This window comes from Thioclava sp. DLFJ4-1, from assembly GCF_002020145.1.
In the GTDB taxonomy this organism is placed as follows: Bacteria; Pseudomonadota; Alphaproteobacteria; order Rhodobacterales; family Rhodobacteraceae; genus Thioclava; species Thioclava sediminum.
The window spans coordinates 832,729-847,479 of the sequence record NZ_MPZT01000002.1 but is presented as its reverse complement, the minus strand read 5'-3'; the positions used below and the strand labels follow the sequence as shown (position 1 = coordinate 847,479).

The following is a 14,751-nucleotide window of genomic DNA, read 5'->3' as shown; positions in this document are numbered from 1 at the left end:
GCGGGATTGTCCATGCGCGGGACTGTCGCTAGCGTGGCGGAAAGAACGAAGGAGGCGGGCATGGAATGGCGGTTGGCAGGGGCTGCGGAACAGGGGCGGGCGATTGCCGCCGGTCAGCTCGATCCGGTGGAGCAGACCGAGGCCTATCTGGAGGCGGCTGAAGCCTCGGAGGACATCTATGCGCGTCTCACGCCGCAGCGGGCGCGCGACGAGGCGATGGCCGCGCATCAACGCGCCAAGCAGGGAACCAGACGCGGGATGCTCGACGGGGTCGCGCTGTCTTGGAAGGATCTCTACGACACCGCCGGGGTCGCGACCGAGGCGGGCTCGCGGCTGCTGGCCGGGCGCGTGCCCGAGCGCGATGCGGATGTGCTGACCGAAGCCACGCTGGGCGGCTCGGTCTGTCTGGGCAAAACGCACATGACCGAGCTGGCCTTCTCCGGGCTTGGCGTGAACCCGATGACGGCGACGCCGCCGAATATTCATGATCCCGAACTCGCGCCGGGCGGTTCGTCCTCGGGTGCGGCGCTGTCGGTGGCACGCGGCTTGGCGGCGGCGGCGATTGGCTCGGACACGGGCGGCTCGGTGCGTATTCCGGCGGCGTGGAACGATCTCGTGGGGCTCAAGACGACGCATGGCCGGATCACGACGAAAGGTGTCGTGCCGCTGTGCCGGACCTTCGACACGGTCGGGCCGATCACGCGCAATGTCGAGGATGCCGCGCATGTCTTTGCGCTGCTCGAAGGGCGCAGCGCGCCCGATCTGCGTGACGCGAGCCTCAAGGGCAAACGGCTGCTGGTGCTGGAAGGGCTGCCCTTTGAGGGCACCCGCGAAAAGCCGGTGCAGGGCTTCGAGCGGGCCGTCGAGGTCTTCGCCAAGGCGGGCGCGGTGATCGAGCGCCGGGGCCTGCCGATGGTGCGCCCGGCGATGGACCTTTCCGGTGTTCTCTTCGCCCCCGAAGCCTATGGCGAATGGAAGCACGAGATCGAAGCCGCGCCCGAGAAGATGTTCGCGGCGATCCTCGAACGGTTCCGCAGCGGGCGCGACGCGCTGGCCTCGGATTACGCGAAAGGCTGGCATGAACTGGCGGGCTATCGCGCCGCCTATCTGGAGGCGACCGCGGAATATGATGCCGTTCTGGTGCCGACCTCGCCGATCCTGCCGCCCGATGTCCGCCGCCTTCTCAGCGACAAGGCCTATTTCCAGGAAGAGAACGTGCTCGCGCTGCGCAACACCCGGATCGGCAACGTGTTGGGGCTATGCGCGCTCAACCTTCCGACGGGCATCCCAAGCTGCGGGATTTCGCTGATGGCGCCGCCGATGACGGAGGATCGGTTGCTGCGTTTGGGCATGGCCGCCGAATCGTCGCTGGCCTGAAAACCACATTTCTTGTGGTCAACCCGCTCTGGAGCTTGTCTTTTTCTGGACGAAACGGCGGAGCTTTTGTAACCTCGTCGGCAATAAGGGGCGACATAGACCCCATTCGATGAGGCACAGATGGACTTTCCCGAGCGGTTTTCGAACCTGCCCGAATACGCATTTCCGCGTTTGCGCGCGCTGCTCGATTCGCATGAACCGGGCGGCGACGTCTTGGCTATGTCCATCGGTGAGCCGCGCCATCCCATGCCCGAGTTCGTCGGCGATGTGATCGCGCAAAGCCTTGGAGAGTTTGGGAAATATCCCGCCAATGACGGCACGCCCGAATTGCTGGACGCGATCTCTGGCTGGCTGAAACGGCGCTATTCGGTCGAGATCGGACCCGAGCGGATCATGGCGCTCAACGGCACCCGCGAGGGTCTCTACAACGCCGCGATGGCGCTTTCGCCCGAGACGAAACGCGGCAAAACGCCCGTGATCGCGATCCCGAACCCGTTCTATCAGGTCTACGCGGTGGCGGCGGCAGCGGTCGGCGCGGAGCCGATTTTCGTGCCTGCAGGCGCTGATACGGGGTTTTTGCCTAATTATTCGGCACTTGCGCCCGAGGTGCTGGACCGCATCACCGTGGCCTATCTGTGCTCGCCCTCGAACCCGCAGGGTGCAGTCGCGAGCCGCGATTATCTGGCCGATCTGCTGCATCTGGCCGAGAAGCACGATTTCATCGTTTTCGCCGACGAGTGCTATTCCGAGATCTGGCGCGAGGCCCCGCCGCCCGGTGCGGCACAGGTCGCCGCCGAGGAGGGCATCGACCCCGAGCGCGTGGTGATCTTCCATTCGCTGTCGAAGCGGTCGAACCTGCCGGGTCTGCGCTCGGGCTTCCTCGCCGCCGGGCCGCAAAGCATCAAACATATCCGTCGCCTGCGCGCCTATGCCGGCGCGCCGCTGCCGCAGCCGCTGCAGCGCGTGGCCGAGCGCGCTTGGGCGGATGAGGCCCATGTCACGGAAAATCGTCGCCTCTACGCCGAGAAATACGAGATCGCGGGACAGATCTTCGACGGCGTCGATGGCTTCCAGCTGCCGCAGGGCGGCTTCTTCCTCTGGCTTCCCGTCGAAGACGGGGAGGCGGCGGCGCTCAAGCTTTGGACAGAGACCGGCATTCGCGTGCTGCCGGGCGCCTATCTCGCGCGCGAGGTGAACGGGGAAAACCCCGGCCAGAAATATATCAGAGTGGCTCTGGTCGCTCCAAAAGCAGAAACGCAGCGCGGGCTGATGCAGCTCCGTGACTGCCTATACGGTTGAGGACGGTAGGTTATGGCATCTTATCAGGTTCGACAGCGCGATCCGCTTTTCGATCAGGACACGCAAGCCGTTCTGGAACGGCGTGGCAAGGAATTGGTGGGGGGGCTGCTGGTCGTCTTCGGCCTGCTCGCCGCGATGATGCTGTTCTCCTATCACCCCGAAGATCCAAGCTGGATGGCGTCCTCGGATGAACCGGTGCAGAACTGGCTGGGCCGGATCGGTGCCGGGATCGCCTCGCCGCTCTTCGTGATCGTCGGGCATGGCGCGTGGCTGCTGCCCGCGGCGCTGGTGGCCTGGGGCCTGCGCATGATCACCCATCGCGGCGAGGAGCGCCTCGTATCGAGGATGATCTTCTTCCCGATCGCCGTGGCCGTCGCCGCCGTTTACGCAGCCCTTCTGGTGCCGGGCGACCAATGGGGTCAGGCCTTTGGCCTCGGCGGGCATTTCGGCGACATGATCGCGGGCGCGATGCTGGGGATCGTTCCGATCTCGGGCGTGGTCGGTCTGAAGCTTCTGTCGCTGGTCCTCGCCGCGGCAATGCTGGCCATGGCGACCTTCGTTCTCGGCTTCACCAAGCCCGAGCTGCAGGCGATCACGCGCTTCATGTGGCTGGGCACGGTCGCGATCTATGTCGGCGCGATGAACATTCTGGGCCGTGGGGCGTCGGCCTCGGTCACGGGGGCTCGCTCGGCCGCAGAGCGTGCGCGTCAGCGCCGCGCCGAAGCGGCCGAACGCGCCGCAGAGCTGGCAGCTTGGGAAGAGCAGCAGGCCTATGCCGCACATGACTGGGCGCCCGAGGTCGAAGCGGCACCGGCGGCACGCCCGTCCTTCCTGTCGCGCATCCGTCGCCCGGTGGAACCCGATTACGATCCCTATGATGCCTCGCCCGAACTGTTCGAGACCGAGCCCTATTGGGACGACCAGCCGCAGCCTGCGGCGCCGACCGAGGACCGCATTCGCGCCCGGATCAGCCAGGCGGTGCAGAACCGCAAGTCGGCGCCGATCGTGACCGATTACGCGCCCGAGCCCGAGGCTCCGCTGCATCACGATATGCCCGAGACCTTCGCCGACCCCGAGCCGGAGCCGCCGCGTCCTTCGGCCTCGGTGCTGGCGGCCGTCGCCAAGCGCCTCGCGCGCGCGCCGCGTCAGCCGCAGGTCGTGCATCAGGAACCGCCGCTGCGGGCCGAGCCGCAACTGCGCGCCGAGCCGCCGCTCAAGGCCAAACCGCGCTTCATGCCGGGCTTTGGCGCACCTGCCGCTGCCGCCGAGCATGCGCCCGAAATGGCCTATGCCGGTGCCGACGAGCCGCAGATGACGGCGGCTGAGCAGGTCGCGCAGGGTTATGACTACACGGACGATGACAGCCGCGACTGGACCCACCCGGATTACGAAGGCTTCGAGGCCGATCCCCGCGACATGCGCACCGAGCATTTCTACGCAGGCGAGCCGCACTCCTTCGACGAGTCGGGCGCTGCGCAATGGATCGAGGAAGACGTCGTGCCGGAGATCCCGGCCTCCGCGCGTGGTCTCGACCGTCAGGTCATCAAGCAGCCCGAGCCGAAGCGCGTCGTGCAGCCTGCGGCGAAACCCGCAGCCCCCTCGCGTCGTGCGATCGAAGAGGCGCAGCCGAAGATGGCTTTCGAGAAGCCGAAAACCGCGCCCTTCGAGATGCCGCCGCTGTCGCTGCTGACCAACCCCACGACGATCCAGCGTCACCAGCTTTCCGACGAGGCGTTGGAAGAGAACGCGCGGATGCTCGAGACCGTGCTCGACGATTACGGCGTGAAGGGCGAGATCGTCTCGGTCCGCCCCGGCCCCGTCGTCACGATGTATGAGCTCGAGCCCGCGCCGGGTCTGAAAGCCAGCCGTGTGATCGGTCTGGCCGACGATATCGCCCGCTCGATGTCGGCGCTGTCGGCGCGCGTTTCGACCGTGCCGGGCCGCTCGGTGATCGGCATCGAACTGCCCAACGATCACCGCGAGAAGGTCGTGCTGCGCGAGATCCTCTCGGCGCGCGATTTCGACGACAAGAACATCAAGCTGCCGCTGGCTCTGGGCAAGACCATCGGCGGCGAGCCGATCGTCACCAACCTCGCCAAGATGCCTCACCTGCTGATCGCGGGGACGACCGGCTCGGGTAAATCGGTGGCGATCAACACGATGATCCTGTCGCTGCTCTACCGCCTGACGCCGGAAGAGTGCCGCTTGATCATGATCGACCCGAAGATGCTCGAACTCTCCGTCTATGACGGCATTCCGCATCTGCTGTCGCCGGTTGTGACCGACCCGAAGAAGGCGGTCGTCGCCCTGAAATGGGTCGTCTCGGAGATGGAAGAGCGTTACCGCAAGATGTCCAAGATGGGCGTGCGGAACATCGAGGGCTACAACGGGCGCGTGAAGGAAAGCCTCGACAAGGGCGAGATGTTCAAGCGGACCGTGCAGACCGGCTTCGACGAGGAAACCGGCGAGCCGATCTTCGAGACGGATGAATTCCAGCCCGAGCCCTTCCCCTATATCGTCGTCATCGTCGACGAGATGGCCGACCTGATGATGGTCGCGGGCAAGGAGATCGAAGCCTGCATTCAGCGTCTGGCGCAGATGGCGCGGGCCTCGGGGATCCACCTGATCATGGCCACGCAGCGCCCCTCGGTCGATGTCATCACCGGCACGATCAAGGCGAACTTCCCGACCCGGATCTCCTTCCAGGTTACCTCGAAGATCGACTCGCGGACCATTCTGGGCGAGCAGGGCGCCGAGCAGCTTCTGGGCATGGGCGACATGCTCTACATGGCGGGGGGCGGCAAAATCACCCGTTGCCACGGGCCCTTCGTGTCCGACGAGGAAGTCGAGGAAATCGTCAACCACCTCAAGAGCTTCGGTCCGCCGGAATACATGTCGGGCGTGGTCGAAGGCCCCGATGACGACACAGCGAGCGATATCGACGCGGTGCTCGGCCTCAACACCGGCGGCAATACCGGCGGCGAGGATGCGCTCTACGATCAGGCGGTGGGCATCGTGATAAAGGATCGCAAATGCTCGACCTCCTATATCCAGCGCAAGCTGGGCATCGGCTATAACAAGGCCGCGCGCCTCGTGGAGCAGATGGAAGATCAGGGCATCGTGTCCTCGGCCAACCATGTCGGGAAGCGCGAAATCCTCGTGCCCGAGCAGCAGTAAGCCGGTCACAGTCAGAAATTCGACGCGCCCCGGGGGAGACCTCGGGGCGCTTTGCATTTTAGGGGGCTCTTACTCGGGACGACCGCCGGGCGCAGTGATCGGATACGGGGGCGCTGTTATTGAATGACATCCCCTGTTAGGCGCAAATGCGCTCAAGACGGACCCGCAGCGCGATTGGCGCGTTACGGCGGGACTTCCGCTTTCGCAAGGAGTGCCTAAATCTATGGTCATGAAACAGATCCGCATCCTGCTCGCCGCGATCTTCACGCTGGCGCTCGCCCTTCCGGCTTCGGCCGGGAAAGTCTCGCTGAATCAGATATCGTCCTATCTGAACTCGCTGACCTCCGCCTCGGCGGATTTCACGCAGGTCAATTCGGACGGGTCTATCTCGACCGGCAAGCTGTTCATCAAGCGGCCTGGTCGGGCGCGCTTCCAGTACAATAACGACAAGACGCTGGTGCTGGCCTCGGCCAACCGGGTCGCGGTGTTCGATCCGAAATCGAACCAGCCGCCGGAGCAATATCCGCTGGTGAAGACGCCGCTGAACCTGATCCTCGGGCGCAATATCGACCTGAACCGCAACGGTATGGTCGTGGGCTACACGACGGACGGGCCGAAGACGATCGTGACCGCACAGGATCCGCAGCATCCCGAATACGGGAATATTCAGCTGGTCTTCACCGACGGGCCGGTCGAGCTGCGCCAATGGGTGATCACCAACCAGTCGGGCGAGAAGACCACGACGATCCTGAACAACCTGCAAAAGGGCGGCAACTTCGCCACGTCGATGTTCTCCATCGATCAGGCATTGGCCCAGCGGCGCTGATTTCTCAGCGCCGGCAGGATTGCAGTTGGATTTCGTACATCTGCGCGCGGGATGCGACGCGGTCGGCCACGGCGAGAAGCCAGGATTTCGACCGGTGTGACCCGCGCGAGTAGCCGCCGCGCCCTTCGTGATAGGCCAGATACTGGTTGCGCGCGTCGGCCTTGGAGATGCCAAGCTTCTTCTGCGTGCCGTCCATGTACCAACCCATGAAATCGGTGGCGTCGGCGATGCGGTTGCGCCTTGCGCCGAAGCGATGGGTGTCTTCGCGATACTCGTCCCAGGTGCCGTCCAGGGCCTGGCTGTAGCCATAGGCGGAGCTCTGGCGGCCAAGCGGGATGATCCCGAGCGCGAAGCGCTGCGGCGTCTTCGCATTGCCGTCGAACTTGCTTTCCTGGTGGATCGTGGCCATCTGCACGGCGACCGGCACGCCCCAGCGGGCCTCCGTCCGGCGCATGGCGTTGAAGTATTGCGGGCGTTCTTTGATGATCGCGCAGGCGTCATCAAGATTGCGCGGGGGCTTGGACGGTCCGCCTCCGCAGGCGGCCACCGCAAGCACTACGCCGAGGGCGAGGTATTTCTTCATAGCTGCTCTTCTTTGCTCTGACGGCCTTGTTTTTTGTCAGTCTATGCGTAATTGGCCCGTTCGAAAACCGGGAAACGCACAGGATCAGCGGACTGTCGCGACGAATCGGACAATCTGTTTCCGGCGGAAATGAGGCGAAAACGTGGACCTGAGCGGTTTCACGATTTAGAATTAAGGTATGAGGATAGATATGCATACCACGCACGCGAAATATCACATCGGCCAAGTGGTGCGGCATCGCAACCACCCGTTCCGCGGGGTGGTGTTCGATGTCGATGCGATCTTCTCCAACTCGCAGGAATGGTATGACGCGATCCCCGAGGAATCGCGCCCGTCCAAGGATCAGCCCTATTACCACCTGCTCGCCGAGAACGACGAAAGCTATTACGTGGCCTATGTGTCCGAGCAGAACCTCGTCGCGGATTTCTCCGGCGAGCCGGTAAGCCATCCCGATCTCGAGGACCTCTTCGGCGAATTCGGTAACGGGTCGTATCAGCTGCAATTCCAACTGAACTGAACCGCGCCGGGCATGGCGCAAAGCCACAAGTCGGGCAGGGGGCTTATCCCGCCTGTCGCATCTCGATCGGGTCTAGCGGCATGCGGAAGGCGAGTAGATTGCGCCCCTCCTCGCGGTGGTATCCCAGATCGGTCGCAAGATCGCGGATCAGGAACCAGCCGAAACCGCCTTCGGGCAGGCTGGTCGGGTCGGGCCGCTCCGGGTCGCGGTCTTCCAGGTCGAGGCAGGCCGGAGGCAGCGCGACCCCATCGTCGCTGACCGAGCAGGTGAGCCCCTTTCTGTCGCGCGCGATGGAGAGCGAGATCGTGCCTTTGCCGCTATCGCCGTAGCCATGCTCGACGATGTTGTTGAGGATTTCCGCGAGAATCAATTCGAGCGTCCCGGCCTCTTCCTCGGTCATCAGACGGATGAAACGCGCCACGGCGGCCCGCAGCGCGTCGCGCACCGCGATCGGTGTCGCCGCGAAGCTGAGGTTGAAGACCCGCACTTCCGCCTGCTGCGGGTGCGGGCTTGGGCGCGGGGTGCTGGGCGGCGATTTCGGTCTCACACGCTCACGCATATTTCCGGCCCTCCCCCAGCGCGGCTTCGAGGTCGGCGTGGATCGGCAGCACCGAATCCATGCGGGTCAGGCGGAACACCTTCGCGACATTCGGCGTCAGCCCGCAAAGCTCCAGCTGTCGGTTTGGCGCGAGCGATTTCATCACCGCCACCACCGCACCCAGCCCGGAACTGTCGAGAAACTCCACCCTGGAGAGGTCCAGCAGCACCCGCGCCGCCGGTTGCACGGTCACATCGCGCATTCTTTCCTTGAACCGGATCGCGATGGCAGCATCCAGCCGCGCCTCGGCCAGATGGACGACAAGCGCGCCTTCCAGCGCTTCGGCAGTGAGGTTCATGTCCGACTCCCACGGTTGATCTGACGGGAAGGCTAGACGGCAATGCTTACCATTCGGTATCCGTGGGACAGAATTTTGGAGGGTATCATGGAAAACGTGGTGATCGTCGGAGCCTCGCGCACGCCGATGGGCGGAATGCAGGGCGTGTTTGCAGCTGTGCCTGCGTCGGAACTGGGTGGGGCCGCCATCAAGGCGGCGATGGAAGGTGCGGGCGTTGCGCCTGCGCGGATCGAGGAAGTGCTGATGGGCTGCGTGCTGCCCGCAGGTCAGGGGCAGGCGCCCGCACGGCAGGCAGGCTTCGCGGCGGGTCTTGGCGAAGAGGTGCCCGCGACGACGCTGAACAAGATGTGTGGCTCGGGCATGAAAGCGGCGATGGTGGCCTATGACCAGATCGCGCTCGGCCAGACCGGGGTGATGGTCGCGGGCGGCATGGAGAGCATGACCAACGCGCCCTACATGCTGCCGAAGATGCGCGCAGGGGCGCGGCTCGGGCATGCTCAGGCGCTCGATCATATGTTCCTCGACGGGCTGGAGGACGCCTATGACAAGGGGCGTCTGATGGGGACCTTTGCCGAGGATTGCGCGCAGGCGATCCAGTTCACGCGTGAGGCGCAGGACGATTACGCGATGGCGTCGCTGAACCGGGCCGTTGCAGCGGAGAAATCCGGGGCCTTCGCCGACGAGATCGCGCCGGTGACCGTGAAAACCCGTAAGGGCGAGACCGTGGTCGCGATCGACGAGCAGCCGGGCAATGCGCGCCCCGACAAGATCCCGCATCTCAAGCCCGCCTTCCGCAAGGACGGCACGGTGACGGCGGCGAATTCGTCCTCGATCTCGGACGGGGCGGCTGCGCTGGTGCTGGCCTCGGAGGCTGCGGCGAAGGCCGAGGGCCTGCCGATCCGCGCCCGCATTCTGGGCCATGCGAGCCATGCGCAGGCGCCCGCCGATTTCCCGACGGCGCCGGTTCCGGCGGCGGAGAAGCTGCTGAAGAAGCTCGGCTGGACGGTCGATGACGTCGATCTGTGGGAGGTCAACGAGGCCTTCGCGGTCGTGCCGATGGCCTTCATGCATAAGCTGGGCATTTCGCATGACAAGGTGAATGTGAATGGCGGCGCCTGTGCGCTTGGCCATCCGATCGGGGCGTCGGGCGCGCGGATCATCGTGACGCTGCTCAATGCGCTGGAAAAGGCCGATCTCAAGCGCGGCGTGGCCGCGATCTGTATCGGTGGGGGCGAGGGCACGGCCATCGCGATCGAACGGGTATGAGCGTGGATTACGACGATCTGGCGAAACGCATCGCCGCGCTGACCGAAGGCGAGACCGACGAGGTCGCGTTGATGGCGACGCTGGCCTGCGAAATCCATCATGCGGATGACCGCTTCGACTGGACCGGGTTCTACCGGGTCACCGAGCCGGAACTGCTGAAGATCGGCCCCTATCAGGGTGGGCATGGCTGCCTCGTGATCCCGTTTTCGCGCGGGGTCTGCGGGGCGGCTGCCCGCGAGGGAGCTACCCAACTGGTGCCCGACGTCGAGGCCTTCCCCGGTCATATCGCCTGCGCCAGCTCCACCCGCTCGGAACTGGTGATCCCGGTCCATGCGCAGTGTGGTATCATCGCGGTGCTCGATATCGACAGCGACCAGCCGGATGCCTTCACCGAAGAGGATGCCGCGGCGCTGGAAGCAATCCTGAAAGACGTGTTCGGACATTTGTGAGGAAGCCATGAAACATACCGGCGCGTGCCTTTGCGGGGCGGTCAGCTACGAGGTCGAGGGCGACATGCGGCCTGTGGTGGCCTGCCATTGCTCCCAGTGCCGCAAGACCTCCGGCCATATCTGGGCCTCCTCGCAGATCGATGACCATCAGCTTGTGCTGATCAACCGCGACGGGCTGCGCTGGTATCGTTCGTCAGAGACGGCGGAGCGGGGCTTTTGCGCGGTCTGCGGCAGCTCCGTGTTCTGGCGGCTGGACGGGGAGGGGCGCATCTCGATCGCGGCGGGCACGCTCAACCTGCCGACGGGGCTTTCGATGGCGGAGCATATCTTCGTGGCCGATAAGGGCGATTACTACGAAATCGAGCCGGGGCCGCCGCAATCGCCCTGAGGCTTGACCCGACAGGCGGCGCAGTGCATCTCGCAGCGCATGAGTTACGTCTATGACCCGCCACAGGATGCCCCGCGCATCCTTCATGCCGATCACGAAATTCTCGTGGTCGACAAGCAGGCGGGGTTGCTGTCCGTGCCGGGCAAAGGGCCGGACAAGGCGGATTGCCTGATTGCGCGGCTGCGTGCGCTTCACCCCGAGGTGCTGCTGGTTCACCGGCTCGATACCGATACCTCGGGCGTGATGGTCTTCGCGCTGACGCCCCACGCGCAGCGCCACCTTGGCCTGCAATTCGAGAAACGCCAGACGAAGAAAGCCTATCAGGCGCGGCTCTGGGGTGAGCTGGCCGAGAAGGAGGGGCGGGTCGATCTGCCGCTGTGTGTCGACTGGCCGAACCGTCCGCGCCAGCATGTCGATCACGAGAACGGCCGCCCCGCCCAGACCGACTGGCGGGTGATGCGCCATGAGGACGGCACGACGCGGGTGCGGCTGATGCCGATCACCGGGCGTAGCCACCAGCTGCGGGTGCATATGGCCGAGCTTGGCCACCCGATCCTCGGCGATCCGCTTTATGCCGAAGGCCCGGCGCAGGCGTTCGAGCGCCTGATGCTCCATGCCGAGACCCTGCGCTTTCGGCATCCCGATGGCGGGATGCATATGACCTTCACCGCGCCCGTTCCGTTCTGAAACCGATACAATCGCAGGTCTTTTCCCCGCCTGCGCGCGCAGGCATACTCCTGCGAGACTTATTGCGGAGAGCCCGATGCCCAAACCCTTGCGCCTTGGTGTCAATATCGATCACGTGGCCACCGTGCGGAATGCCCGCGGCGCGGCCTATCCCGACCCGCTGCGCGCCGCGCGTCTGGCCGAGCAGGCCGGGGCCGACGGAATCACCGCGCATCTGCGCGAAGACCGCCGCCATATCCGCGACGCGGATATCGACGCGCTGCGCGGCGGGCTCGACATCCCGCTGAATTTCGAGATGGCCGCAACGCCCGAGATGCAGGAGATCGCGCTGCGCCATCTGCCCCATGCCTGCTGCATCGTGCCGGAAAAGCGCGAAGAGGTGACGACCGAAGGCGGTCTCGACGTCGCGGGCGATCTGTCGCGGCTGACCGATTACGTGGGGCCGCTCGTCGAGGCGGGCATCCGCGTGTCGATGTTCATCGGCCACGACCCGGCGCAGATCGAAGCCTCCGCCAAGATCGGCGCGCAGGTGATCGAACTACATACGGGCCATTTCTGCGACATGCATTACGCGGGCGATTTCGCCGCCCGCGATGCCGAGCTGGAGGCGCTGAAAGCAGGGGCGGCCTATGCCGACAGTCTCGGGCTGGAGGTGCATGCGGGCCACGGTCTGACCTATGAGACGGTCGAGCCGATCGCCGAGATGAAGCAGATCCGCGAGTTGAACATCGGCCATTTCCTGATCTCCGAGGCAATCTTCGTGGGGCTCGGGCCCGCGATCGTGCATATGCGCAAGCTGATGGACGCGGCGCGGGGATGAAGCTGCGCGGCGTCATGCTGACCGGTGCGTTGCTTGGCGCGGCTTGCGCGGCGCAGGCAGGTCCGGCCTATGTCGGGCCCTGCGATTTCACTGCGCGCGCCGATAATATCGTCGAGCCTTGGTCGGAGAATACCGCGACTTTCGCCAAGGGCGCGGTGCGGCTGGCGCTGATGGATACGATCGAGCCGGCTGCGGCGGCGTTCCATATTCTCGTCCTGTCGCCCCCCTATGACGAGGTCGGCGGGCGGCAATGCCGGGTCATCTCGGCTGCAGAGGGCACCGGCTTCGGCGGGGTCGATTTCGCGGCGCTCTCGGCCAGCTACGATCCCGCGACCGGGTTGAGCCTCACCCTGCCGGTCTCCACCTATGACGGCACGGGTGACGCAATGTCGCATCAGTTGCACATGACGCTCAATCAGGCGACGGGCGCGATCACCACCGAGGTCACCCCATGATCCTCGGTATCGGCACCGATCTCGCGAATATCGAGCGGATCGAGCGCACGCTCGAACGCTTTGGCGACCGCTTCCGCAATCGGGTCTTCACCGAGACCGAGCAGCGCAAGGCCGAGCGCCGCAAGGATGTGGCCGGCACCTATGCCAAACGCTGGGCGGCGAAAGAGGCCTGTTCCAAAGCGCTTGGGACCGGGTTGCGCATGGGCATCGCATGGAAGGATATGGCGGTCACGAATCTGCCAACGGGGCAGCCGGTGATGCAGGTCACGGGCTGGGCGGCGGACCGGCTTAAGGAAATGACACCAGAGGGTTACGAGTCCGTCATCCATGTGACGCTGACCGATGACCACCCCTGGGCGCAGGCCTTCGTCGTGATCGAGGCCCGCAAGCTTTCTTGACTCGGGCGCGAGGCCGCGTATTGAGGCCAAGGAATTTTGAGGCAGGGTAAGAGATAATGGCGAAGAACAAGGCCGAGGGCGGTATCCTCGACACGATCAAGACGATTGTCTGGGCACTGGTGATCGCGGGGGTGTTCCGCACGCTGTTCTTCCAGCCCTTCTGGATTCCCTCCGGCTCGATGAAGGACACGCTGCTGATCGGCGACTTCCTCTTCGTGAACAAGATGGCCTACGGCTATTCGCGTTACTCCTGCCCGTTCTCGGCCTGCCCCTTCGACGGGCGCTTGCTGGCCAGCGACCCCGAGCGCGGCGACGTGGTGGTGTTCCGTCACCCGACCAAGAACGTCGATTTCATCAAGCGTCTGATCGGCCTGCCGGGCGACAAGATCCAGATGATCAACGGCGTGCTGCAGATCAACGGCAAGGCCGTCGAGATGAAGCCCGAGCCCGATTTCGAGGAAGTCATGCAACCGCAGGGTCCGCAGGGGCTGCTGCCGCGCTGCTCGAACTCGCCGGTGGGCATGGGCGATACCTGCATCAAGAAACGCTATGCCGAGACGCTGCCCAATGGCGTCACGCATGACATTCTGCAGATCAACAATGACGGCCCCGTGGACAACACGCCCGTCTACACCGTGCCCGAGGGCATGTATTTCTTCATGGGCGACAACCGCGACAACTCCGAGGACAGCCGCTTCCCGCAATCGGTGGGCGGTCTCGGCTTCGTTCCGAAAGAGAACCTGATCGGCCGGGCCGACCGGGTGATGTTCTCCTCGGCGGGTCGCTCGCTGTTCTACTTCTGGACCTGGCGTCCGGATCGGTTCTTCAAGGCGATCAATTGAAGCTAAGCGCGGAGATCAAGGCATTCGAGCAGCGCCTCGGGCACAAGTTCAAACGGCCCGAGCTGCTCGCGCGCGCGCTGACGCATAGTTCGATCTCCACGCCGACCCGGCCCGACAACCAGCGGCTGGAATTTCTGGGCGACCGCGTTTTGGGCCTCGTGATGGCCGAAGCGCTGTTCCTGGGCGACCGCGCCGCTTCCGAGGGCCAGATGGCGCCGCGCTTCAATGCGCTCGTGCGCAAGGAAGCCTGCGCCGATATCGCCCGCAAGATCGACCTCGGTGCGGTGCTCAAGTTAGGTCGGTCCGAGATGATGACCGGCGGGCGGCGCAAGCTGGCCCTGCTGGGCGACGCGATGGAGGCGGTGATCGCCGCGGTTTATCTCGATGGCGGGTTCGACGCGGCGAAGGTGCTGATCCTGCGGCTTTGGGAAGACCGGCTCGACAGTGTCGCGGAAGACGCGCGCGACCCGAAAACCGCGCTGCAGGAATGGGCGCAGGCCCGCGGCCTGCCGCCGCCGCGCTACGAGATCATCCATCGCGACGGTCCCGATCACGCCCCCAATTTCACCATCGAGGTGCGTCTGGAAAACGGCGCGCGCGAAACGGCGAAGGCCGGATCGAAGCGTCAGGGCGAGATGACGGCGGCGAAGACGCTGCTGAAACGTCTGGAAGAGGGCACCGAGGGCTGAGCCAATGCCTTGGCGCGGGGCGACTAGCCCCGGGCCGCGCCCGACCCTCCCCATGGGAGGGCGCATTGGCGATGTCGTCGCG

The 14,751-nt window shown here is 64.9% G+C and carries 17 protein-coding genes; 14 read left to right on the top strand and 3 right to left on the bottom strand.

Features of this window, described 5'->3' with window-relative positions:
• Window positions 1-60 precede the first annotated feature (60 nt).
• The 4 genes from BMI85_RS09280 to BMI85_RS09265 all read left to right on the top strand — a co-directional run bounded on the left by BMI85_RS09280 (window position 61) and on the right by BMI85_RS09265 (window position 6,679).
• Window positions 61-1,377: an amidase family protein gene (locus tag BMI85_RS09280; protein ID WP_078600892.1), complete on the top strand. Its 1,317-nt coding sequence runs from the start codon at window positions 61-63 to the stop codon at window positions 1,375-1,377.
• Between the two features lie 120 nt (window positions 1,378-1,497).
• Window positions 1,498-2,676 (top strand): aminotransferase class I/II-fold pyridoxal phosphate-dependent enzyme, encoded by a 1,179-nt coding sequence (locus tag BMI85_RS09275; protein ID WP_078600890.1) that lies wholly within the window; start codon window positions 1,498-1,500, stop codon window positions 2,674-2,676.
• A gap of 12 nt (window positions 2,677-2,688) precedes the next feature.
• Entirely contained in the window at window positions 2,689-5,853 is a 3,165-nt protein-coding gene (locus BMI85_RS09270) for a DNA translocase FtsK (protein WP_078600888.1), read from the top strand.
• 229 nt (window positions 5,854-6,082) lie between these two features.
• Entirely contained in the window at window positions 6,083-6,679 is a 597-nt protein-coding gene (locus BMI85_RS09265; protein ID WP_078542610.1) for an outer membrane lipoprotein carrier protein LolA, read from the top strand.
• Between the two features lie 4 nt (window positions 6,680-6,683).
• On the opposite strand, the gene BMI85_RS09260 is transcribed toward BMI85_RS09265, so the two are convergent.
• Complete coding sequence (locus BMI85_RS09260; protein WP_078600886.1) at window positions 6,684-7,262, bottom strand: lytic transglycosylase; 579 nt, start codon at window positions 7,260-7,262, stop codon at window positions 6,684-6,686.
• 190 nt (window positions 7,263-7,452) lie between these two features.
• On the opposite strand from BMI85_RS09260, the gene hspQ reads away from it, so the two are divergent.
• Window positions 7,453-7,779, top strand: coding sequence for a heat shock protein HspQ (hspQ, locus tag BMI85_RS09255; protein WP_078542537.1), 327 nt, complete (start codon window positions 7,453-7,455; stop codon window positions 7,777-7,779).
• A 43-nt stretch (window positions 7,780-7,822) separates the two neighbouring features.
• On the opposite strand, the gene BMI85_RS09250 is transcribed toward hspQ, so the two are convergent.
• Window positions 7,823-8,338: an ATP-binding protein gene (locus BMI85_RS09250; protein WP_078600884.1), complete on the bottom strand. Its 516-nt coding sequence runs from the start codon at window positions 8,336-8,338 to the stop codon at window positions 7,823-7,825.
• Window positions 8,331-8,675, bottom strand: a complete 345-nt coding sequence (locus BMI85_RS09245) for an STAS domain-containing protein (protein WP_078600881.1) — start codon at window positions 8,673-8,675, stop codon at window positions 8,331-8,333. Before BMI85_RS09245 ends, BMI85_RS09250 begins: the two co-directional genes overlap by 8 nt.
• Window positions 8,676-8,762: 87 nt before the next feature.
• Here BMI85_RS09245 and BMI85_RS09240 point away from each other — a divergent pair, with 87 nt between their 5' ends.
• The 9 genes from BMI85_RS09240 to rnc all read left to right on the top strand — a co-directional run bounded on the left by BMI85_RS09240 (window position 8,763) and on the right by rnc (window position 14,669).
• Entirely contained in the window at window positions 8,763-9,941 is a 1,179-nt protein-coding gene (locus BMI85_RS09240) for an acetyl-CoA C-acyltransferase (RefSeq protein ID WP_078600879.1), read from the top strand.
• Window positions 9,938-10,390 (top strand): GAF domain-containing protein, encoded by a 453-nt coding sequence (locus BMI85_RS09235; protein WP_078600876.1) that lies wholly within the window; start codon window positions 9,938-9,940, stop codon window positions 10,388-10,390. Before BMI85_RS09240 ends, BMI85_RS09235 begins: the two co-directional genes overlap by 4 nt.
• Window positions 10,391-10,397: 7 nt before the next feature.
• The gene (locus tag BMI85_RS09230; RefSeq protein WP_078600874.1) at window positions 10,398-10,778 is read left to right on the top strand and encodes a GFA family protein; all 381 of its coding nucleotides are present in this window, start codon (window positions 10,398-10,400) and stop codon (window positions 10,776-10,778) included.
• 39 nt (window positions 10,779-10,817) lie between these two features.
• On the top strand, window positions 10,818-11,465 hold the full coding sequence (locus BMI85_RS09225; RefSeq protein ID WP_078601129.1) for a pseudouridine synthase: 648 nt from the start codon (window positions 10,818-10,820) through the stop codon (window positions 11,463-11,465).
• 76 nt (window positions 11,466-11,541) lie between these two features.
• On the top strand, window positions 11,542-12,285 hold the full coding sequence (locus BMI85_RS09220; protein ID WP_078600872.1) for a pyridoxine 5'-phosphate synthase: 744 nt from the start codon (window positions 11,542-11,544) through the stop codon (window positions 12,283-12,285).
• Entirely contained in the window at window positions 12,282-12,740 is a 459-nt protein-coding gene (locus tag BMI85_RS09215; RefSeq protein WP_246832523.1) for a hypothetical protein, read from the top strand. Before BMI85_RS09220 ends, BMI85_RS09215 begins: the two co-directional genes overlap by 4 nt.
• On the top strand, window positions 12,737-13,138 hold the full coding sequence (gene acpS / locus BMI85_RS09210) for a holo-ACP synthase (RefSeq protein WP_078521475.1): 402 nt from the start codon (window positions 12,737-12,739) through the stop codon (window positions 13,136-13,138). Before BMI85_RS09215 ends, acpS begins: the two co-directional genes overlap by 4 nt.
• A 53-nt stretch (window positions 13,139-13,191) precedes the next feature.
• The gene (gene lepB / locus BMI85_RS09205; RefSeq protein WP_078549435.1) at window positions 13,192-13,980 is read left to right on the top strand and encodes a signal peptidase I; all 789 of its coding nucleotides are present in this window, start codon (window positions 13,192-13,194) and stop codon (window positions 13,978-13,980) included.
• Entirely contained in the window at window positions 13,977-14,669 is a 693-nt protein-coding gene (gene rnc / locus BMI85_RS09200; protein WP_078600870.1) for a ribonuclease III, read from the top strand. Before lepB ends, rnc begins: the two co-directional genes overlap by 4 nt.
• Window positions 14,670-14,751 lie beyond the last annotated feature (82 nt).